We start from the raw sequence: 20,228 nt of genomic DNA, 5'->3' as shown, positions 1-20,228 counted from the left end.
CCCTTAAAAAGCGACCTTTAAAGAGAAAGCACTGCTTTTATTATAGCAAGATGCTCTTAAAGAAACCATATATAAAAAAGGATAGCAAATGCCTCGCTCTCCTTTTTCCACATCAGTGCAGAATCTTCCGCCTAGATTACATTATTCACCTAATTCTAATCGAATGTCTTGTAGGCACTCTTGCGCCTGTTTCACAATTGATTCTAAAATAGTCTTACATGGTTTGATGTCTTTCACCAAACCCGCAATTTGTCCGCTCATCATTGAACCATGAACTGTATCACCTTCATAGACAGCCTTAGATAGGGAACCGATCGTAATTTCTTCCAGTTCCTCTCGGTTTGTACCTTTCTGCTCTAATTCAATGTAGTGATCCGTCATCTCATTGCGAATACAACGAACTGGCGCTCCCGCAATTCGGCCTGTAACCGCAGTCGCTGTATCACTTGCCGCCAAAATAGCTTCTTTATAGGCTGGAGAAATTGGACATTCTTCTGAAGCAAGAAAAACTGTTCCCATTTGAACTCCTTGTGCACCTAGGGCAATCGCAGCAGCAAGTCCACGACCATCTGCCACACCTCCTGCAGCAATGACTGGAATCGTTATCGCATCAACGATTTGTGGGATAAGAGCCATTGTATTGGTCTCTCCAATATGGCCACCAGCTTCTGAACCTTCAGCGATTACAGCATCAACTCCCAATTCTTGCATTTTTTGAGCATGCTTGACACTGGCAATAACTGGAATAACCTTGATTCCTGCTTCTTTCAAGTAAGGCATGATATGCTTAGGAGTTCCTGCACCTGTAGTTACCACTGGAACCTTTTCTTCGATGATAACGGTCACAATATCCTTGATATTTTTCATCATCAACATGATGTTGACACCAAAAGGCTTATCTGTCAACTTTCTCAGTTCACGAATTTCTTCTCGCAACTGCTCTCCGGTCATACCACCCGAAGCGATAATTCCCAGACCTCCAGCCTCAGAAACAGCTGCTGCTAGTTGATAGTGCGAGATTTGAGCCATAGCCCCTTGGAAAATTGGATATTGAATCTGTAAAAGTTTTGTAATTGACATATGAGTCCTCCTTTTATTTTCTGTTGATTCTTGTTGGCAAATGGATGCATGATGCACCAATATCCCCGTCAACAAGAAAATGTTATATTTGTCTCCTCATATTCTGCTATCCTAAAAAATCTGGCTTACGATCCTGCTGATCTGTAAAAGGAATAAGTGGGGGGCGAGAACGTAGAACATAATCTACAAATTCCTTCCCATCCTTGTCAAACTCTACCACCGCGAAAAATTGATCATGGTAAAAGAAAAACTTATAATGATTCTCAAAAGCCTGACGCAACCACTTCTTTTTGGCTAAAATTGATTTCATAGGATAATCATCAACTGCTGGAACCCAGAGAGGATTTCGATGAACATGTGATAACATCAAGTCCCCCATATGGATCATCGTATCTTTCCCCTGTTTGAGCAAGATAATACTGTGGCCATTGCTGTGACCACTTGTGTGAATCATTTGGATTTCTGGAATGACATTGATATACTCTGAGAAAGTCGTCACCTGATCTTGAATCGGTTCCCAATTTTCTCTCAGATAAGTTCCCCGCGTTCGATCATTAGGGTTTCTCATCTCATACCACTCGACATCATTCACAATAATCTTGGCGTTTGGATACTTGGAAACCAGCTTCCCTTGATCATTCACATACGTCAAGCCACCAGAATGATCGTGGTGCATATGTGTCATCAGCACGATGTCAATGTCTTCAGGCGATAGTCCTAAAAGAGCTAAACTTTCTTCTACCCGACTTTCAGACAAGATTCCTAAGTTACGCCTTTGTTTATCGGATAATTTTGCTGTATCAAAACTTGCATCTATCAAGTAATTTTTACCCTTGTACTGGATCAAAATAGGATCCGTCAATTCTGCCATCATATTAGCATCATTTGTTGGGTAGTAACGAGACCACACAACTTTCGGAACCGGACCAAAAAGAGTCCCTGCATCCGTCAACTTATCGGCTCCACGTAGCCATGTCAGTTTCATATCATGAAATTGATATTCCTGTAAGGTGAGTTCTGCCATGCTTTACTCCTTTATCCATTGGGCTGCTATTCTTTTACGAATCGAATCCCCAGATTTTCCATAGATTTCAATCGTTTTGGCATCCTTTAGATAACGGTCTATGGGGATGTCATCCAAGGTTTGAAGAGGTCCAATTAATCTAATAATTTCCTCAGAAATCTCAATTGCTACTTTTGTCGTATAAAGTTTTATCTGAGATACAAAGAGAGAATCCGCCTTCATCCTGTCCTTGTAGGAGGCAAAGTAAGATTCAGCCGCACACAGCTTAGTATACAAGTCTGCAAATTGATGTTGATAGACTGTCGCATCGATTAATCGTTTCCCAAATCCTCTTTTGACCTTTACAAAAGCCAGACCTTTTTCAAAAGCTCCCTCAGAGATACCAATAGAGATTGCGCTTAATCCTAGCTGTAATTTTTTGATAATATCATTTAACTGAGTTTCCCCATTTAAGGTCAATCCTAGCAGACTATCTTCTGGCAATATGACCTGGTCAAAAGTTACCGAATTCACAGGTAAACCCTGTAAACCAGGTTTTGCTATATCATCTCCAAAAGCAACCCCCGGTCGAGTCGTATCAACAATGAAAAATCCATATCCATCTTCTCCGTTAGTTTCCTGAACCTTGGCTAAGATTAACAAAATATCTGTATAGCGGCAATTTGATACAATTGACTTCTTCCCAGTTAAAGACCAACCTGCCTCTGTTTTCCTTGCGGTTGTTGCAATAACCTCCAAGCTTTCCATCAATTTTCCTTCGGAAAATCCCAAGCCAGCTAAGATTTCTCCCCTTACTAATGGTTCTACATAACGCGATTTTTGTTCCTGACTTCCATATCGTAAAATAGGATAGATACCATAACATGCCTGAGTTAGCAGAACAGCAGAAAAAGCAGGGAAATCTTTTGAAATCAAGCGAATAAAGGTCAAAAACTCGGTTCTCAAAACAGAATCTTGACTATCTAAAAGCAAGGAAAAGATATCAAATCGCTCAATAAACTGATAAAGCAATTCTCTAGGGAACTGTTGTTCATCCTCACGAGACTTGAAATAGTCCCGAATCAACACTTTCACGTCTGCCTTCAATTCTCGCGCCAGCACGTCATTATAGGTCATCGCATTCACCTCAGCTTAGTTGTCAGAAAACGGTTGGTAATAATCTTTCAACAATTCTTCATATATATAAGACTCTACTTCATTGTAGGAGTTTTTATAGGGTCTACAAAACCAAATATTAAATGGAATAGGATCCTTGAATCTAACTGCCTTAAAACGACTCTTGTCCACAAAATATTCAACCGGCCTTGGTAAAAGAGCAATCAAATCTGTCTGATGAGTTGATTCAACTAGGAAGTCCCAAGTAGAGGAAAGATAAGCAAATTTAGCCTCAATTCGTTGTGAACGAAGTTTTTCTGCCACTAAATCATAAGTCGTAAATGTTTTGTTGAAGGTTGCCAATTCATAACCAGCAATATCAGACCATTCCAACAAGCTTTTCTGAGCCAGCGGATGATCCTTATCCATATAAGCAACGTATTCATCCAACTGAATGATATGTTGTTCATATTTTTTAGCATCCAGGCTCGTAGGCTCTATCAGAATAGAGAGATTCAAATCTCCATCAACCATTTTTTGACGAATTTCCTTTCCTCCACCTTCCGTAACCTGGATATGGATATGAGGATTATTTTTCAGAAAATGAGGCAAAGCACTAGCAAAATAAACTCGTAAAATCAAGGACGGAATACCAAGATTAATGGTGCCCTTTTGCTTTTGAGCTTCTATATGGATCATGGAAAGCATTTCTTCATGTCGATTCACAATCTCGGTCGCATAACGATAAATTTTGCGTCCCGTCTCTGTTAAACTTTCTAATCTTCCATTCTTGCGATTGAATAATTGAACCCCTTCAGCTGCTTCAAAATTTGTCACGAATTGACTCAAGGCTGATTGACTAATGTGAATCTTCTTTGCAGCAATGGAAAGGTTGTATCCGCATTCTATGATATTGATGAAATAGTTCATTTGGATAATATCCACTTACCCATCACCTAGCTTTCCTTCACTATTTTAGTAAGTCAATTAGACAACTATTCTAGTGTTTGATAGTTGTCTACTGACTTTTTATCGAAATAACATTTCGAATACTTCATTTTAACGTTGTATATAAAGCGCTTACAATACTATCTAGTTTATATCATAACACACTAAGTAGAAAATAGCTCTTTTTTTGCTTAAATCGGCATTGTTTTTAGGTCTTCTGCGACAATGACTTCCCCAGCTGTTTTTTCAAGAACTTCTTCTAATGTCACACCAGGAGCCAACTCTTTCAATAAGAATTTACCATCTTTGAATCCAAAAACAGCTAAATCAGTAATAACGAGATCTAACACTCCCTTAGCTGAAAGTGGCAAGGTACATTCTTTCAACAACTTGGATTCCCCATCAGCAGTTGTGTGTTGAATAGCCCCGATTACACGCTTAGCACCTACCAATAAGTCCATTGCGCCACCCATACCAGGAGCAAATTTCCCTGGGATAATCCAGTTCGCAATGCTACCATCTTGGCTGACTTCTAGCGCTCCCAGAACGGTTGCATCCACGTGTCCACCACGAATAATGGCAAAGGAAGTTTGTAGATCAAACAAGGCTGCTCCGGGCAACAATGTGATAGGAGCTCCACCAGAGTTCGCTAAATTGGCATTATAGGTGTCCTTAGTTGGTGTTTCTCCAAATCGAAGGGCGCCATTTTCTGCCTGCAAAATAACATTTACTCCTTCCGGAATATAATCAGCAGAAGCGTTTGGAATCCCAAATCCAAGATTGACCACATCTCCATCTTTAAATTCAAGCGCTACACGTCTTGCGATAATTTCTTTTGCTTTCATTTTACTTCACCCCCGCCAGTTTTTTTGTCTCTGTCCACAAGTCTCCCATCATCTGATGATGCTCTTGTGGTGTCAATCCTTGAACGACATAGTCAACTAGGATACCAGGGATGTAAATATCATTTGGATCAATTTCCCCGACTTCAACCAACTCGTTTGTCTCAACAATGACTGTGTCAGCCGCTAGAGCGAGTTGAAGAGAGATGTTTTTAGTAGTCCCATCTATATAAAGGTTGCCATACTTATCCGCCTTAGTAGCTTTAATCAAGGCAACATCGATTTTCAATGGATCATAAATCAAATATTCTTTTCCATTTCGAGTTACTTTTTCGTGCTCATCTTCAAGAATTGTTCCTACACCTGTTGGCGTTAAAACTGCTCCAAGACCTGCACCTGCAGCATGTAAGCGTTCTACGACAGTTCCCATCGGAGTGAACTCCACTTTCATGGTTCCTGAGAAATAATCATGCTGAGCAGCAGCAGATGTTCCTACATGGGCCGCAATATACTTTGTAACCTGATGATTTTCACAAAGACGACCAACTCCAACTTCCTTACCTGGTTGAGAGGTTACAACAGACACCAAGGTCAAATCTTGCTGGTTTTGACGAACTAGTTCCTCAATTAACTCAAATGGTTCTCCCACTCCAAGAAATCCAGAAATACCAACTTTATCTCCTGAATGAATCAAGGAAATAGCTTCAGACAATGTTACAACTTTCATAACCTATCTCCTCTCTTATTTACGTTGAAAGACAGCTTTGCGTTTTTCAACAAAAGCGCGCATTCCTTCTACCTTATCTTCTGTTGAGAAGAGTAGAGCTTCCGCTTCTGTTTCCAAACGAATAGCATTTTTCAGAGGGAGTTCTGAGCCAACTTGGATAATATGTTTAGCTTTTTCAACTGCTAGCGGTGCATTTTTCATAATCGCTGCTGCTAGCTCTTCTGCCGCAGGCAATAGTTCTTCTGCTGATACCAACTTGTTAAGAATTCCAAGATCATATGCTTCCTGTCCTTTAACCATTCTAGCAGTGAAGATTAATTCCTTTGTTTTACTAGTACCAATCAAACGAGACATTCTTTGAGTACCTGCAAAACCAGGAATGATTCCCAAGCCGACTTCAGGGAAGCCAACCATTGTCTTGTCATAGCCGATTCGGATATCAGTTGAAAGAGCTAATTCTAAACCGCCACCCAAAGCATAACCATTCAATACTGAAATAGTTGGCTGAGTCAATTCAGATAAGCGGGTAAAGGTGTCGTTCGCATAGGTCATGTATTCATGAGCCTGAATTGGAGACATTTGGTCCATCTCTTTAATGTCTGCTCCAGCGACAAATGCTTTTTCCCCTTGACCAGTCACGATGACAACACGAATGTCCTCGCTAGCTTCAATTTGGTCTAAAACGAGATTCAAATCCTTTAAGACTTCTGAACTTAAAGCGTTCAAAGCCGATGGACGGTTAATTGTTAGATAGCCAAGACCATTCTTAACCTCTAATAAAACAGTTTTACTCATTGTTTTGCTCCTACTTGATTTATTTTGAGTACAGAGTACAGCGTCAACAAATACCAACACAAAATGTAAGAGCTTACATTTTCATCATAATCCTTTTTTCCCTATCCGTCTACTTAATCTTTATTTATAGACCTATAAGTCCAGCTTATAGAATAGAGCCATTCAATCTACCCTCAAAGTCTTAGGAAAAGCAAAAATACCTTATCAAGCACTTTCGGAGAAAGACACTTGATAAGGTATGTAACTATGAGATCGGATCAATATCTCATTTTGTAATCGTAATATTGAAAAAGAGGAACTGACGTTCAGTTTTCTAATAACTAACGTTCAACGATGAGGGCTGTTCCCATCCCTCCTCCGATACAGAGAGTTGCTAAACCAGTTTTGGCATCACGTTTCATCATCTCATGTACCAGAGTCACTAAGATACGGCAGCCTGAAGCTCCAATTGGATGACCAAGAGCAATCGCGCCACCATTGACATTGACAATATCTGTGTTAAAGCCAAGTGTTTTCCCAACCGCACAAGCCTGAGCAGCAAAGGCTTCATTTGACTCGATCAAGTCAAGATCATCAACTGTCAAATTGCCTTTTTCTAGAGCTTTGCGAGTCGCATAAATCGGTCCACATCCCATAATTTTAGGATCCAAACCTGCACTTGCATACGAACGAATGCGAACAATCACTGGGAGTCCCAATTCTTCAGCTTTTTCAGCGCTCATGACCAAGACAGCCGCTGCTCCGTCATTGATACCTGATGCATTACCCGCTGTAACAGAACCGTCTTTTTTGAAAACAGGTCGTAGCTTAGACAGACTCTCCAAGCTAGCATCTTTTCTAGGAAATTCATCTGTATCAAAGACGATAGGATCGCCTTTACGTTGAGGAATGACCACCGGAACAATCTCTTCCTTAAAACGTCCAGATTCTATAGCCGCCACTGCTCGTTTTTGAGATTCCAAAGCAAGCGCATCTTGATCATCCCGGCTAATACCATATTCTTCTGCCACATTCTCAGCTGTAATCCCCATATGGTATTCGTTAAAGGCATCAGACAAACCGTCCTTAATCATGGTATCTACCACTTTCGAATCTCCCATACGGCCACCCCAACGGAAGCTTGGCAAAACATATGGAGCCTGGCTCATGTTTTCTGCACCACCAGCCACGACAATATCTGCATCTCCGCACTGAATCGCTTGAGCAGCTAACTGCACTGCCTTCAAACCGGAACCACAAACCTTGTTAATGGTAAAGGCTGGTGTAAATTCAGGAAGCCCAGCATGAATACTCATTTGGCGAGCCACGTTTTGGCCTAAACCTGCGCCTAGGACATTCCCCATAATCACTTCATCTACCTGCTCTGGTTTAATATTCGCTTTTTCCAAAGCACTCTTAATTACCAAAGATCCCAAATCAACAGCAGAAACATTCTTCAAGCTCCCGCCAAAGGAACCTAAAGGTGTTCGCACTGCCGAAACAATAACTACGTCTTTCATGACTACCTCCATCAGTGTCTAGTAAGTAAAGAAGCCTTCTTTTGTCTTCCGTCCCAATTTTCCTGCTTCGACCATTTTCTTAAGGAGAGGGGCAGGACGGTATTTTTGATCACCAAACCCTTGGTTTAGGACGCCCATAATAGCCAAACAAACATCCAACCCAATCAAGTCAGCAAGAGCCAAAGGTCCAATAGGATGATTTGCACCAAGTTTCATCGCTTCATCGATTTCTTCGGCACTAGCAACTCCTTCACCTAGAATGTAAATGGCTTCATTGATCATAGGAATCAAAATTCTGTTCACAACAAAACCATAAGAATCTTTAACATCAACTGGTGTTTTACTAATTTTCACTGTCAATTCACGAACCGCCTGAACCACTTCTTCTGAAGTCTGCAAGGCCTTAATAACCTCTACAAGTTTCATGATTGGGGCAGGATTAAAGAAGTGCATTCCAATCACGCGCTCTTGATGTTTAGTAGCAGCAGCTATATCCGTGATTGACAAAGAGGATGTGTTTGATGCTAAGATAGTTTTAGGATCTGTCAATTCATCCAATTGTTTGAAAATATTCAACTTAATCTCACGATTCTCAGTTGCAGCTTCAATTACCAATTGGACTTGTTTCGCATCTTCATATGAAACAGATGAAAGCAAATTGGCTAATACCTGATCCTTCTCATCCGCAGACATTCGTCCTTTTTCAACTGAACGTTCCAATTGTTTTGTGATATTATTCAAGCCTCTTTGAACAAATTCTTCTTTAATATCGTTTAAGTAAACTGTAAAACCAGCCTGAGCAAATACTTGAGCAATTCCGCTTCCCATTTGACCAGAACCAATAATCATCACCTTAGATATCATTATTTTCTCCTTCTTATTCTACAAAAATCCAGTGCATGAAGCAAGGACGATTGAACAAAAATCCTTCAATCGTCCTCCTGACATTAAACAAAGGCACCTAGTCCAGTAATCTCACGACCAACAATCAAGGCATTCACTTCGTGTGAGCCTTCATAGGTATAGATTGATTCAGCATCTGCAAAGAAACGAGCAACGTCTGTCTCAAGTGTAATACCATTACCTCCGCAAGTTTCACGAGCAAGGGCAACTGTTTCACGCATCACCAAGGAATTGTGCATCTTAGCAAGAGCAGAGTTAAGCATCAATTCATTCCCTTTCTCTTGCATCTCAGCAATACGAGTTGAATAAGCAATAACTGCTACAGCATTTGCTTGCATGCGAGCCAATTTTTCTTGAACAATTTGGAATTTGGCAATTGGACGTTTGAACTGTTCGCGATCTTTAGCATATTTAAGTGCTGAAACATATGATCCACAAGTTACTCCCATAGCAATGTGAGCAACGTCCGCACGAGTGAAGGTCAAGATACGGGCTACATCACCAAAACCATTGATATTTACCAAGCGGTCTGAATCTGGAACCTCCACATTCTTCATGGTGATATGGCCATTGCGGACACAACGAAGAGCGATTTTATGTGGGATTGGTTCTGCATGATATCCCGGTGCTCCCTTACGAACGATAAAGCATTTCACCTTGCCATCCGCAACATCACGAGCAAATACAGGAACAACGTCTGCAGTGTCTGAACCACCAATCCAGCGTTTTTCACCATTTAGAATCCACTTGTCTCCAACACGTTCTGCAGTAGTTGCAAGTCCTCCAGCAATATCAGAACCTGAAAGAGGTTCAGTTAAAGCGAAGCAACCTTGCCAATCAAATGCAGCTAGTTTTGGAAGAAATTCTTTTTGTTGACGCTCATCACCACCCAAGAGAATTGTGTTGTAGCAAAGTCCGCCATGAACGGTGTAGAATGTTGCCATAGAAGCATCGAAGCGAGCAAGTTCAAGATACAAGAAAGCAATATAAAGTTCAGATGGTTTCCAGCTACCCTCACGTCCCTCAAACAATTTCGGATTGTTCATAATTTGAGCGCCCTTAGCCACAGCATAGAATTCTTCAAAAGGAAAATCAGGTTTTTCCCAGTATTCATTAATAACCGGACGGAGATGTTTCTCAATCAAACGGCGAGTTTCTTGTAAAACCTTTGCTTCTCCCAAAGTTAGACCATCCGCATAGTGAAAAAGGTCCTCAGGATATAGTTCGCGTAAAATTTCTTCTTTTGTTGCCATAGTTATGACTCCTTCATTTGTTATAAGAGCGCTTACATTTTTGTATTCGCTATTTGTTGACAACCCCATTCTATCCCTTAGGGTATTATTTTGTCTACTTAATAAATATAAACACCCCTATAAGTTCAGATTATAGGGGTCGATTCTGACTGTTTTATCAAGGATTTCCTCATTTTTCTACTTACTTATAGGCACAAGAAAAAGTGGTTTACAAATCAGTAAACCACTCTTATTAGTTATTTCAATTTTATGATTCTTTTACTTCGAGCAAACCAACTTCACCATCTTCACGGCGATACAAAACATTAGTTGTTTGATCTTCTACATCTACATAGATAAAGAAATCATGTCCCAATAAATCCATTTGGAGAAGAGCTTCTTCTAAATCCATTGGCTTCAAATCAATTTGTTTTGAACGAACAACTTTTGGTTGCACAACATTTGCATCCTCAACTAGAGCATCTGTAAAGAGTTGACTTGTCGCAACTTTATTTTTATTCTTACGTTCGATTTTAGTCTTATTTTTACGAATCTGACGTTCAATTTTATCTGTTACAAGATCGATAGAACCATACATATCTTGAGAAACATCTTCTGCACGAAGAGTAATAGATCCAAGTGGAATTGTTACTTCAACCTTTGCTGTTTTCTCACGGTAAACTTTCAAATTCACACGTGCATCCAACTCTTGCTCTGGTTGGAAATACTTTTCGATCTTTTCGAGTTTAGAAACTACATAATCACGAATTGCTTCTGTTACTTCTAGGTTTTCACCACGGATACTATATTTAATCATATAAGTACCTTCTTTCTAAACATTTTTGTTTTTCTAACTATATTATAACGCTTTCATTTTCATTTTGCAAATTTTTTCCTCATCTTACAAGGGAAAAAGTTTTAACTTCCAAAGCACCCGCTTCTTCCAAAAGTCGTTTTACACGATTCACAGTTGCACCTGTTGTATAGATGTCATCAATCAGCAAGATCTTCTTAGGAAGTGAGATCCCATCTTTAATAAAAAATGGAATTTCAGTAGCCAACCTTTCCAAACGGCTTTTAGAAGAACTAGCACTCTCTTCTCTTTTTCCTAATATATCTTTAAAAGAAAAGCCTGCCGCCTCAACCAAACCCTCAACTTGGTTAAATCCCCTCTCAAGTAATCTTTCAGGACTTAGGGGAATCAACACAAATTGATAACCTCTATACTTTTTCAGCTCCTCAGCAAGAACGGAAGCAAAAACTTTTCTAAGCAAAAAATCGCCATCAAACTTATATCGACTGAAAAAGTCTTTCATAGCTTGATTATAGGTAAAGATTGCCTTATGATCAACCTGAATTCCTTCTTTACCCCAAAGTTTACAATCTTGACACTTAGTTGACATGCCTGTTTTCATACAGTTTGGGCAATAATTCTCACCAATCTTCTCAAAACTAGAAGCACAATCTGAACAAAGATAACTGCAGTCATCCTTCAAAAGGAAGAGACTGCTAAAAGTCAGCTCACTCTTTGTAGTCTGGCCACATAGTAAACAGTTCATAATCCCGCCTCCTTGTTCATTTGTTTGATTTCCTTGATTGCCTTCTTGATGGAAGCATTTAATCCATCATGAAAGAAGAGCAACTCACCAGTTGGTCTGTCCATACTACGCCCAACTCGACCACCAATCTGAATCAAGCTAGACTTGGTAAAGAGACGATGATTAGCTTCTACAACAAAAACATCCACACAAGGGAAGGTAACTCCACGCTCCAAAATTGTTGTACTGATGAGTATCGTCAACTCTCCATCTCGAAAAGCTTGCACCTGCTCTAATCGATTTTCTGTGACAGAGGACACAAAGCCGATAGTTTCATTTGGGTATTGTTCCTGCAATATTTCTTTTAGTTTCTCGCTTTTTTTAATCTCTGATGCAAAAATCAGTAAGGGATAACCTGTTCTTCTCTGTTTCTCAATATAGGTCTTTAACTTAGCTGACAACTGACTTTTCTCTAAACAGCGATTAAAATCTGATAGCCAGACTGGCTTAGGAATAATCAAAGGATTTCCATGGAAGCGTCTCGGCAAGCTTAATCGTTTTAATTCTCCTGTGCGAACCTTCCTATCTAACTCATCTGTAGAAGTTGCTGTAAGGAATATCCTCACTCCATCCTCCTTTACACTATTCTTTACAGCATAGTAAAGCATGGAGTTATCAACATAAGGAAAGGCATCTACCTCATCCACTATCAGCAAATCAAAAGCATGATAAAATTTTAATAACTGATGAGTCGTTGCAACTACTAGGGGAGTTCGAAAATAGGGCTCTGATTCGCCATGGAGTAGTGCTGTCTCACAAGCAAAGTCATTCTGCAGTCGCTTATACAGTTCCAAACACACATCAATTCGAGGACTGGCCAAACAAACTGCACCACCATCATCAATCACTTTAGCTACAACTTGATAGATCATCTCTGTCTTTCCAGCACCTGTCACAGCATGAACTAAAGTCGGTTCTTTCTTTTCGACTGCTCGAATCAACCCCTCTGATACCTTTTCCTGAAAAGGGGTTAACTGACCACGCCATTTGAGAACATCTTGCTTTGGAAAATCTTCCTGCGAAAAATAGTATAAGGCTTGATCACTCCTGACTCGCTTCATCAGCAAACACTCCCTACAATAGTAGGCACCAATAGGCAAATACCATTCTTCTAGAATCGAACTATTACAACGTTGACAAAACAGTTTCCCCTTCTCTTTTCTCATTGCTGGCAATTTCACTGCTACCTGTCGTTCTTCTTCAGTTAATTCTTTCTCAGTAAACAAGCGACCGAGATAGTTTGGATTTACTTTCATACTTTAATATTCGTAAAAATCTAGCACTTTAGGTATTTTTTTAGTACAATTAAATCATGGAATTTAGAACAATTAAAGAGGATGGGCAGGTCCAAGAAGAAATCAAAAAATCCCGTTTTATCTGCCATGTCAAGCGTATTTATAGCGAAGAAGAGGCCCGTGATTTTATCACTACCATCAAAAAAAAACACTATAAAGCCACCCATAACTGCTCTGCTTTTATTCTAGGGGAACGTAGTGAAATCAAGCGTACGAGTGATGACGGTGAGCCTAGTGGTACTGCTGGAGTCCCTATGCTGAGCGTCTTAGAAAATCATAATCTAACCAATCTCTGTGTAGTAGTGACACGCTACTTTGGGGGAATTAAGCTAGGTGCTGGAGGTTTGATTCGTGCTTATGCAGGTAGCGTAGCCTTGGCTGTCAAAGAGATTGGCATTATCGAAATCAAAGAGCAGGCTGGTATAGCCATTCAGATGTCCTACACTCAGTATCAAGAATATGGCAATTTTCTTAGAGAGCACCATCTAATGGAGCTGGATACAAACTTTACAGATCAAGTTGATACAATGATTTATGTCGATAAAGAAGAGAAAGAAAAAATCAAAGCTGCTCTTGTTGAGTTCTTTAATGGAAAAATCACTTTAACAGATCAAGGTTTACGAGAGGTTGAAGTTCCTGTAAACTTAGTGTAAAAAAGGAGAAATTATGGTTTTTGGAAAATTTATTCAAGGACTTGCTGGAAACTTTAGCGAGGAAAAGAAAGAGACTCTTATCAAAGAATATGGTCAATATCTACTAGAGAATGAAGAAATTCAAAGTGGATATAAACTTATTCGCGATTCAATTATCTTTACAAATATCCGTATTATTTTTACTGATAAGCAAGGTGCCACTGGTCGCAAGGTGTCTGCTAAGTCACTCTTTTTGATGAACATTGTAAACGTTGAAATGGAAACTGCTGGAGCAGGTATAGATGATAGTGAGATTACGATTACTTATTTAGAAAATGTCTTTCTAAAAGCACATAATGAGCATTTGAGTTTCCATAAATTTGAATTCCCTAAAAAAACAGACATCCTCCCTCTTTACACCTATTTATTAGAATTGGCTTATCACAATCGATTAAAAATTAATGGCTTAGACCTTTGATATAAAAAAATCCTATCACTTTGATAGGATTTCTATATTTTACAAATAGCCTTAAGCGAGTTATACTAGTATCATCTTATACAAAGAGGTATATCTATGGCTATTTATAATAATATTACTGAACTAATCGGACAAACACCGATTGTTAAACTTAACAACATTGTTCCAGAGGGTGCTGCAGACGTCTATGTTAAACTAGAAGCCTTTAACCCTGGATCGTCAGTAAAAGACCGTATTGCCCTTAGCATGATTGAAAAAGCGGAACAAGATGGTATTCTAAAACCGGGTGCTACCATTGTTGAAGCAACGAGTGGAAACACTGGCATCGGTCTTTCATGGGTTGGTGCCGCTAAAGGATATAAAGTTGTTATCGTCATGCCTGAAACGATGAGTGTAGAACGACGCAAGATTATCCAAGCTTATAGTGCTGAACTCGTCCTCACTCCTGGTAGCGAAGGAATGAAAGGGGCTATTGCCAAAGCTCAGGAAATCGCTGCTGAACGTGACGGCTTCCTTCCACTCCAATTTAATAATCCAGCTAACCCAGAAGTACACGAAAGAACAACAGGAGCTGAAATACTGGCTGCTTTCGGTTCTGATGGACTAGATGCTTTTGTGGGTGGTGTTGGTACTGGTGGAACGATCTCAGGTGTTTCTCACGCTCTTAAAGCAGCAAATTCAAACATTCAAGTTTATGCAGTTGAGGCAGACGAGTCAGCTATCTTGTCTGGTGAAAAACCAGGGCCTCACAAAATTCAAGGCATCTCAGCTGGATTTATTCCTGAAACACTTGATACAAAGGCCTATGATGGTATCGTCCGCGTAACGTCAGATGATGCTCTAGCACTTGGCCGTGAAATTGGTGGAAAAGAAGGCTTCCTTGTTGGGATTTCTTCAGCTGCAGCGATTTACGGGGCAATTGAGGTTGCCAAGAAATTAGGTACAGGGAAGAAAGTCCTTGCTTTAGCACCGGATAACGGCGAACGTTATTTGTCTACAGCACTCTATGAATTTGAAGTGTAGTCTCCTAAATGCACTTAGCCCTTATTAAAGGGCTTTTTATATACTCATATAGAGCCTATTTAAAACAAAGTTTTGGAGTAGATAAAGGCTTGTTTGAGTTACAAGAGATGTAATCTGAGGGGTGTAAGCGTCAAGTGAGAATTAACATGGTATTCATACTCATGGCCAATAACCTCTTAAAATACAATAAGAAAAGGGGGCAAAATTAAAAAGCTAGAGTTTCTCAATTGGAAACCTCTAGCTTTTTTGTGGCTGAGAACTATTTTGTTTCAGATTCTTTAGTTATTCAAAGCCGCTGCCATTGTAGCTGCAACTTCAGCTTCAAAATCATTTGCAGCTTTTTCGATACCTTCACCAACTTCAAAGCGAGCGAACTCAACTACTGAAGCGTTAACTGAATCAAGGTAGGCTTCAACCGTCTTGCTGTCATCCATGATGTATACTTGTGCAAGAAGTGTGTATGCTTGGTCAACTTTAGTGTTGTCAAGCATGAAGCGATCCATTTTACCTGGGATGATTTTGTCCCAGATTTTTTCTGGTTTGCCTTCTGCAACCAATTCAGCTTTGATATCTTCTTCAGCTTGAGCAATCACTTCATCAGTCAATTGAGCTTTTGATCCATATTTCAAGTGTGGAAGAGCTGGTTTACCAACCATTGCACGGCTATCATTATCTTGGTCAATCACGTGGTTCAATTGTGCCAACTCATCTTTAACGAACTGCTCATCCAATTCTTTGTAAGAAAGAACTGTTGGTTTCATCGCAGCAATGTGCATTGAGATTTGTTTAGCAAGCGCTTCGTCTCCACCTTCAATAACAGAGATAACACCAATTCGACCACCATTGTGTTGGTATGCTCCAAAGTGTTGCTCATCTGTTTTTTCAAGCAAAGCAAAACGACGGAATGAGATTTTTTCACCGATTGTAGCTGTTGCAGATACATATGCATCTTCAAGAGTTTCACCTGAAGGCATTGTCAAAGCAAGAGCTTCTTCGTTGTTCGCTGGTTTTCCTTCAGCAATTACTTTAGCTGTTGCGTTTACCAAGTCAACGAATTGAGCGTTTTTCGCAACGAAGTCAGTTTCAGCATTTACTTCAACTACTGCTGCAACGTTACCGTTAACAAATACACCAGTCAAACCTTCAGCTGCAACACGGTCAGCTTTCTTAGCTGCCTTAGCCATACCTTTTTCACGAAGCAATTCGATTGCTTTTTCGATATCACCTTCAACTTCAACCAATGCTTTCTTAGCGTCCATAACACCAGCACCAGATTTTTCACGCAACTCTTTAACAAGTTTAGCTGTAATTTCTGCCATTTTGATTCTCCTATATTTTTTAAAAATAGGAGAGCCGGGCTAAGCCCCGCCCTCCTAGGTAATGATTACTTATTTGAATTAAGCGTTGTCGCCTTCTACAACTTCAACGATTTCTTCGATTGAGTCAGCTTGAGCTTCTGAAGCTTCAAATTCTGCTTCAACTGCTGCTGCATCTTCACCTTGACGTCCTTCGATGATAGCGTCAGCCAATTTAGCTGTGATCAATTTAACCGCGCGGATAGCGTCATCGTTAGCTGGGATGATTACATCGATATCGTCTGGATCAGTGTTTGTGTCAACCATCGCTACAACTGGGATTCCCAATTTTTTAGCTTCTTTAACAGCGATTTGTTCTTTATGTGGATCAACTACGTACATTACATCTGGGATACGAGGCATGTCTTCGATCCCACCCAAGAATTTTTCAAGACGTGCACGTTGTTTGTTAAGAAGTGCAACTTCTTTCTTAGGAAGAACATCAAAGATTCCTTCTTCTTCCATGCGTTTGATTTCTTTCAAACGAGCAATACGTTTTTGGATAGTTCCCCAGTTAGTAAGAGTTCCACCCAACCAACGATGGTTGATGTAGTATTGACCTGAACGTTCTGCTTCTTCTTTAACAGCGTCAGCAGCTTGTTTTTTAGTACCAACAAACAATACAACTGCATCGTTAGCTGCCGCATCACGCATGAAGTCGTATGCTTGGTCAGCGTATTTTACAGTTTGTTGCAAGTCGATAACATGGATTCCGTTACGTTCAGTGAAGATGTACTTAGCCATCTTAGGGTTCCAGCGACGAGTTTGGTGACCAAAGTGTACACCAGCCTCAAGAAGTTGTTTCATTGAAATTACTGCCATGAGTATTTCTCCTTTTTGTTTTTTTCCTCTCCTCGACTTCAACTTGCAAAACGACCCGAGGGCAACAGTTTCACAATTCATCAAGAATGAGTATTATCGTTTACACGACAAGTTTCATTTTACCACATTTTAGCCATATTTTCAAGTGATTTTGATAGAGTTCGGTCTTTCTCTCGATTAAAAATAATAAAAGAGGCTCAAATCGAGCCTCTTCGTTTCATTCATTAGTTTGGATAAATGTAAGTAACATAACCTTCAGATGTTGTAGTTGGGTTGAACCATCCACGTTTGTTACCGATTGTACGATCTCCACCATAGTTTGATTCTGATACTTGAATACGAGTAGTTGAATCAACTGCTGTAACAACCGCTACGTGTCCATAGCCACCATCATTCCAACATGCAATCGCACCAACTTGTGGTTGAGAACCAGTACGGAAACCTGCAGCTGCTGCACTTGTAGCCCACTGTGCTCCGTTACCCCAGTAATCTCCAGCCCAAGGTGCTAATGTTTTAGCTCCCCAAGTACATTCACCAGTTGGATAACTTGAAGCATTTGTACTGTATGTTGGACGTTGTCTAGTAGGAGTTGGAGTAGGTGTAGGTGCTGGAGTGTAGCTTGAGTCCTCGTCGTCAGATGCTGATGCTGACGTTGATGTAGATGTAGATGTTGCTTGCACTTGAGCTGAGAAACTTGTGTTTCCAGAAGCAACAACTGATTGTTGTTGACTTGTTTGACGTGCTTTATAAGCTGCCTCTGCTTCAGCTGCTGCTTTCGCTTCTGCCTCTGCTGCTGCTTTTTGTTCCAACAAGGTAGCTTTCTCGCCTTCTGCAGTAGCTTTCTCTGCAGCAAGGTTCAACTCAGCAACTTTTAACTCCGCCTGTTTTGTTGTCAATGTCTGTGCATCGTCAGCAAGCGTTTGTTGGTTCGCAATGACAGTATTAATTGCTTCATTATTTGCGACTTGTTTTTCTGAAATTGATTTTTTATCAGCTTTTTGTTGCTCTAACATTTTGTTGTTAGCCGATACAATCTCGCTCATAGCCGCAACACGGGAAATAGCTTCTGTAATTGATTTTGAATTTACAATTGTGTTGATATAGCTAGTTGCAGCACCGTTTGTTTGTGCGCTACGTGCTTGTTTTTCCAAAGATTCATTACGAGCAACAATATTCTTAGAGAGCTCTGTAATTTCTCCTTCGAGTTTTTTAGATTCCGCTTGTAGTGTTTCATTTTCAGCTTGTAAGTTTGCTTGCTGTGTTTGAATGGCTGTAACTTGCGTTTGGATTTCATCTACCTGTTTTTGAGCTTCTTTTTGTTGAGCTGTCAAGTCACTAATCTTACTATCTTGAGCAGCAATTTTTTCATCAGTTGTTTCAGCATGAACAGTTGTTAACACTGCCACTTGAGACACCAATACTGTACTTAATAAAAGTGACGCTAAGATTTTTTTCTTCATATTGTGTAGATACTCCTTCTATTTAAGACATTACTAGTATACCAAAAAAAGACATAATAAATATTACGCCTTTGTTACATTTTTATTTCTTTCTTATAGATAATATTTTTCAAAAATATACTGGAAAATCACCATCCACAAAAAGTTTAAAATCATTGATGGGACAAGGCTGTAAACAATGAAAACTGGCATTGATTCTACTGTCAGTCCCATAGCAAGGGCCAGGAGATAACTACCCATATCAAATAGGAAGCTCATCACAACTATTGTTAACATTCTCGTCCAACGGTTCAACAAAGTCACACTATTAAACTTGTGAAGTGAGGCACCTATCAAGATAAATAAAAGTGTCGCAATTCCTATCAAGTGGAAAAAATAGATATCGTACACCAAACCTGCTATACAGCAATAAGCTAGATAGAAGTATTCTGATACCTCAATTGTCTCAAACAAGAGAAATAAAAACAGGAAATGACTGGCTAAGTGAAAATGGGGATAAAAGGATTCTACTAATTGACCAATATGTGCATCAATTAGCACAAGAAAAGGAAGTAAAAAGAAAATACCAACTTGTTTTAACAGTCTCATTGCTAATTCCCCACTAACTCTACCACATGAAGATCTTTAGTATCAGCACTTAACTTTACTGTTACCTCTCGTGTTAGATAATCACTGCTATGAGTTGTAGCAACAACCTCTCCAACAGGAATATCCTTAACATTAAAGTTTCCAAGCCCCCCTGTAGTCACCCTATCTCCGGCACTAATGTCGTTGTTACTGTTTAATTGACTAATTTTAAGAAGTTCGGTTTCTTTGTCATAACCAACGATAATTCCGTAAATTTCAGTAGAACCATGCAAGATTTTAACGGAAATTTTGTCTGAATTTTCGGTGTTTGTCAATAGGTTGATCGTTGTTGAATGATCCTCCACTTTTGAAACACTGCCAATCAAGCCCCCGTTTGCAATGGCCAACATATTTTCAGAAGCACCCTTTGAACTTCCTGCATCTATCGTTAACTCTTGCTTCCAAAATACCGGTGAGCGCGTAATCACATCTGCTGCTAAGTTTTTTGTAGCCTGCAATTTTGACTTCATATCCAGCAACTGACGTAGTTGTTCATTTTCATTTTTTAAACTTTCTGATTGATTAGACTCCACTTCTAGTTTGTAGAGCTGCTTTTTTAAGCTTTCGTTTTCATTGTAAGTCTGCGTCAAATGTCCCAAATCTGATTTGAAAGTATCAAACCACTGAAAGGGTTTTTGGACAATTCTATCTACTAAGGAAATCCCATCTCCTAGTTTTGTCACGATAGCGCTTGAATAGGTTGTCACTAATAGTACAGAAACTGCCAGAACTGTGACAAAAACGATGATTAGATATTTTGATTTTTTAAAACGGTTCATATTCCTACCTTTAT

Annotated in this window: 21 protein-coding genes; 3 read left to right on the top strand and 18 right to left on the bottom strand. The window is 39.7% G+C overall.

The annotated features are described in order from the left end of the window. Positions 1–141 precede the first annotated feature (141 nt). The 13 genes from HMPREF1149_RS04520 to HMPREF1149_RS04460 all read right to left on the bottom strand — a co-directional run bounded on the left by HMPREF1149_RS04520 (position 142) and on the right by HMPREF1149_RS04460 (position 12,999). A complete protein-coding gene (locus HMPREF1149_RS04520) occupies positions 142–1,122 on the bottom strand; it encodes a nitronate monooxygenase (RefSeq protein ID WP_269207922.1) in 981 nt (326 codons plus the stop codon). Positions 1,123–1,186: 64 nt separating this feature from the next. Further along, a complete protein-coding gene (locus tag HMPREF1149_RS04515) occupies positions 1,187–2,104 on the bottom strand; it encodes an MBL fold metallo-hydrolase (protein ID WP_000829418.1) in 918 nt (305 codons plus the stop codon). 3 nt (positions 2,105–2,107) lie between these two features. Next, positions 2,108–3,220 carry an acyl-CoA dehydrogenase family protein gene (locus HMPREF1149_RS04510; protein ID WP_000221882.1) on the bottom strand — a complete coding sequence of 371 codons (1,113 nt, stop codon included), beginning with the start codon at positions 3,218–3,220 and terminating at the stop codon, positions 2,108–2,110. Between the two features lie 15 nt (positions 3,221–3,235). Next, positions 3,236–4,144 carry a LysR family transcriptional regulator gene (locus HMPREF1149_RS04505; protein WP_009067092.1) on the bottom strand — a complete coding sequence of 303 codons (909 nt, stop codon included), beginning with the start codon at positions 4,142–4,144 and terminating at the stop codon, positions 3,236–3,238. 194 nt (positions 4,145–4,338) lie between these two features. Beyond that, positions 4,339–4,992: a 3-oxoacid CoA-transferase subunit B gene (locus tag HMPREF1149_RS04500; protein WP_000644732.1), complete on the bottom strand. Its 654-nt coding sequence runs from the start codon at positions 4,990–4,992 to the stop codon at positions 4,339–4,341. Position 4,993: 1 nt separating this feature from the next. Continuing rightward, positions 4,994–5,716, bottom strand: a complete 723-nt coding sequence (locus tag HMPREF1149_RS04495; RefSeq protein ID WP_000869891.1) for a CoA transferase subunit A — start codon at positions 5,714–5,716, stop codon at positions 4,994–4,996. Positions 5,717–5,731: 15 nt separating this feature from the next. Beyond that, entirely contained in the window at positions 5,732–6,511 is a 780-nt protein-coding gene (locus tag HMPREF1149_RS04490) for an enoyl-CoA hydratase-related protein (RefSeq protein WP_000048045.1), read from the bottom strand. A 320-nt stretch (positions 6,512–6,831) separates the two neighbouring features. Next, positions 6,832–8,010, bottom strand: a complete 1,179-nt coding sequence (locus tag HMPREF1149_RS04485; RefSeq protein ID WP_000656062.1) for an acetyl-CoA C-acetyltransferase — start codon at positions 8,008–8,010, stop codon at positions 6,832–6,834. An 18-nt stretch (positions 8,011–8,028) separates the two neighbouring features. Further along, positions 8,029–8,877, bottom strand: coding sequence for a 3-hydroxybutyryl-CoA dehydrogenase (locus HMPREF1149_RS04480; protein WP_025170432.1), 849 nt, complete (start codon positions 8,875–8,877; stop codon positions 8,029–8,031). 80 nt (positions 8,878–8,957) lie between these two features. Further along, positions 8,958–10,166, bottom strand: coding sequence for an acyl-CoA dehydrogenase FadE (gene fadE / locus HMPREF1149_RS04475; protein ID WP_000201483.1), 1,209 nt, complete (start codon positions 10,164–10,166; stop codon positions 8,958–8,960). A gap of 247 nt (positions 10,167–10,413) precedes the next feature. Next, entirely contained in the window at positions 10,414–10,962 is a 549-nt protein-coding gene (gene hpf, locus HMPREF1149_RS04470; protein WP_000599118.1) for a ribosome hibernation-promoting factor, HPF/YfiA family, read from the bottom strand. Between the two features lie 79 nt (positions 10,963–11,041). Further along, complete coding sequence (locus HMPREF1149_RS04465) at positions 11,042–11,704, bottom strand: ComF family protein (protein ID WP_000995724.1); 663 nt, start codon at positions 11,702–11,704, stop codon at positions 11,042–11,044. Then, positions 11,701–12,999 (bottom strand): DEAD/DEAH box helicase, encoded by a 1,299-nt coding sequence (locus tag HMPREF1149_RS04460; protein WP_000867711.1) that lies wholly within the window; start codon positions 12,997–12,999, stop codon positions 11,701–11,703. Before HMPREF1149_RS04460 ends, HMPREF1149_RS04465 begins: the two co-directional genes overlap by 4 nt. Positions 13,000–13,055: 56 nt before the next feature. Between HMPREF1149_RS04460 and HMPREF1149_RS04455 the strand changes: the two genes are divergently transcribed. From HMPREF1149_RS04455 to cysK, 3 genes are all read left to right on the top strand, one after another. Further along, entirely contained in the window at positions 13,056–13,691 is a 636-nt protein-coding gene (locus HMPREF1149_RS04455; RefSeq protein ID WP_000395760.1) for a YigZ family protein, read from the top strand. 13 nt (positions 13,692–13,704) lie between these two features. Further along, the gene (locus tag HMPREF1149_RS04450) at positions 13,705–14,148 is read left to right on the top strand and encodes a PH domain-containing protein (RefSeq protein WP_000231195.1); all 444 of its coding nucleotides are present in this window, start codon (positions 13,705–13,707) and stop codon (positions 14,146–14,148) included. Between the two features lie 96 nt (positions 14,149–14,244). Continuing rightward, positions 14,245–15,171 carry a cysteine synthase A gene (gene cysK, locus HMPREF1149_RS04445; protein ID WP_001029451.1) on the top strand — a complete coding sequence of 309 codons (927 nt, stop codon included), beginning with the start codon at positions 14,245–14,247 and terminating at the stop codon, positions 15,169–15,171. Between the two features lie 278 nt (positions 15,172–15,449). On the opposite strand, the gene tsf is transcribed toward cysK, so the two are convergent. From tsf to mreC, 5 genes are all read right to left on the bottom strand, one after another. Further along, complete coding sequence (gene tsf, locus HMPREF1149_RS04440; RefSeq protein WP_000808087.1) at positions 15,450–16,490, bottom strand: translation elongation factor Ts; 1,041 nt, start codon at positions 16,488–16,490, stop codon at positions 15,450–15,452. A gap of 78 nt (positions 16,491–16,568) precedes the next feature. After that, positions 16,569–17,348, bottom strand: coding sequence for a 30S ribosomal protein S2 (gene rpsB, locus HMPREF1149_RS04435; RefSeq protein ID WP_000268476.1), 780 nt, complete (start codon positions 17,346–17,348; stop codon positions 16,569–16,571). A gap of 224 nt (positions 17,349–17,572) precedes the next feature. Continuing rightward, positions 17,573–18,808 carry a peptidoglycan hydrolase PcsB gene (gene pcsB, locus HMPREF1149_RS04430; RefSeq protein WP_000726999.1) on the bottom strand — a complete coding sequence of 412 codons (1,236 nt, stop codon included), beginning with the start codon at positions 18,806–18,808 and terminating at the stop codon, positions 17,573–17,575. 93 nt (positions 18,809–18,901) lie between these two features. Then, a complete protein-coding gene (gene mreD, locus HMPREF1149_RS04425; protein ID WP_001237923.1) occupies positions 18,902–19,396 on the bottom strand; it encodes a rod shape-determining protein MreD in 495 nt (164 codons plus the stop codon). Positions 19,397–19,398: 2 nt separating this feature from the next. Then, a complete protein-coding gene (gene mreC, locus HMPREF1149_RS04420) occupies positions 19,399–20,214 on the bottom strand; it encodes a rod shape-determining protein MreC (RefSeq protein WP_001078968.1) in 816 nt (271 codons plus the stop codon). Positions 20,215–20,228: the final 14 nt, after the last annotated feature.

Source organism: Streptococcus sp. BS35b (assembly GCF_000286475.1).
Lineage (GTDB): Bacteria > Bacillota > Bacilli > Lactobacillales > Streptococcaceae > Streptococcus > Streptococcus oralis_W.
Note: the sequence above shows the minus strand (reverse complement) of the source record. Positions and strands in the feature narration are given on the sequence as shown.

Excerpts from the sequence above, each read along its gene's own strand:
- mreC (WP_001078968.1), bottom strand. The coding sequence starts at position 20,214 with ATGAACCGTTTTAAAAAATCAAAATATCTAATCATCGTTTTTGTCACA.
- rpsB (WP_000268476.1), bottom strand. The coding sequence starts at position 17,348 with ATGGCAGTAATTTCAATGAAACAACTTCTTGAGGCTGGTGTACACTTT.
- tsf (WP_000808087.1), bottom strand. The coding sequence starts at position 16,490 with ATGGCAGAAATTACAGCTAAACTTGTTAAAGAGTTGCGTGAAAAATCT.
- HMPREF1149_RS04515 (WP_000829418.1), bottom strand. The coding sequence starts at position 2,104 with ATGGCAGAACTCACCTTACAGGAATATCAATTTCATGATATGAAACTG.
- hpf (WP_000599118.1), bottom strand. The coding sequence starts at position 10,962 with ATGATTAAATATAGTATCCGTGGTGAAAACCTAGAAGTAACAGAAGCA.
- HMPREF1149_RS04465 (WP_000995724.1), bottom strand. The coding sequence starts at position 11,704 with ATGAACTGTTTACTATGTGGCCAGACTACAAAGAGTGAGCTGACTTTT.
- cysK (WP_001029451.1), top strand. The coding sequence starts at position 14,245 with ATGGCTATTTATAATAATATTACTGAACTAATCGGACAAACACCGATT.
- pcsB (WP_000726999.1), bottom strand. The coding sequence starts at position 18,808 with ATGAAGAAAAAAATCTTAGCGTCACTTTTATTAAGTACAGTATTGGTG.
- HMPREF1149_RS04460 (WP_000867711.1), bottom strand. The coding sequence starts at position 12,999 with ATGAAAGTAAATCCAAACTATCTCGGTCGCTTGTTTACTGAGAAAGAA.
- HMPREF1149_RS04510 (WP_000221882.1), bottom strand. The coding sequence starts at position 3,220 with ATGACCTATAATGACGTGCTGGCGCGAGAATTGAAGGCAGACGTGAAA.
- HMPREF1149_RS04485 (WP_000656062.1), bottom strand. The coding sequence starts at position 8,010 with ATGAAAGACGTAGTTATTGTTTCGGCAGTGCGAACACCTTTAGGTTCC.
- HMPREF1149_RS04490 (WP_000048045.1), bottom strand. The coding sequence starts at position 6,511 with ATGAGTAAAACTGTTTTATTAGAGGTTAAGAATGGTCTTGGCTATCTA.
- mreD (WP_001237923.1), bottom strand. The coding sequence starts at position 19,396 with ATGAGACTGTTAAAACAAGTTGGTATTTTCTTTTTACTTCCTTTTCTT.
- HMPREF1149_RS04455 (WP_000395760.1), top strand. The coding sequence starts at position 13,056 with ATGGAATTTAGAACAATTAAAGAGGATGGGCAGGTCCAAGAAGAAATC.
- HMPREF1149_RS04450 (WP_000231195.1), top strand. The coding sequence starts at position 13,705 with ATGGTTTTTGGAAAATTTATTCAAGGACTTGCTGGAAACTTTAGCGAG.
- HMPREF1149_RS04500 (WP_000644732.1), bottom strand. The coding sequence starts at position 4,992 with ATGAAAGCAAAAGAAATTATCGCAAGACGTGTAGCGCTTGAATTTAAA.
- fadE (WP_000201483.1), bottom strand. The coding sequence starts at position 10,166 with ATGGCAACAAAAGAAGAAATTTTACGCGAACTATATCCTGAGGACCTT.
- HMPREF1149_RS04495 (WP_000869891.1), bottom strand. The coding sequence starts at position 5,716 with ATGAAAGTTGTAACATTGTCTGAAGCTATTTCCTTGATTCATTCAGGA.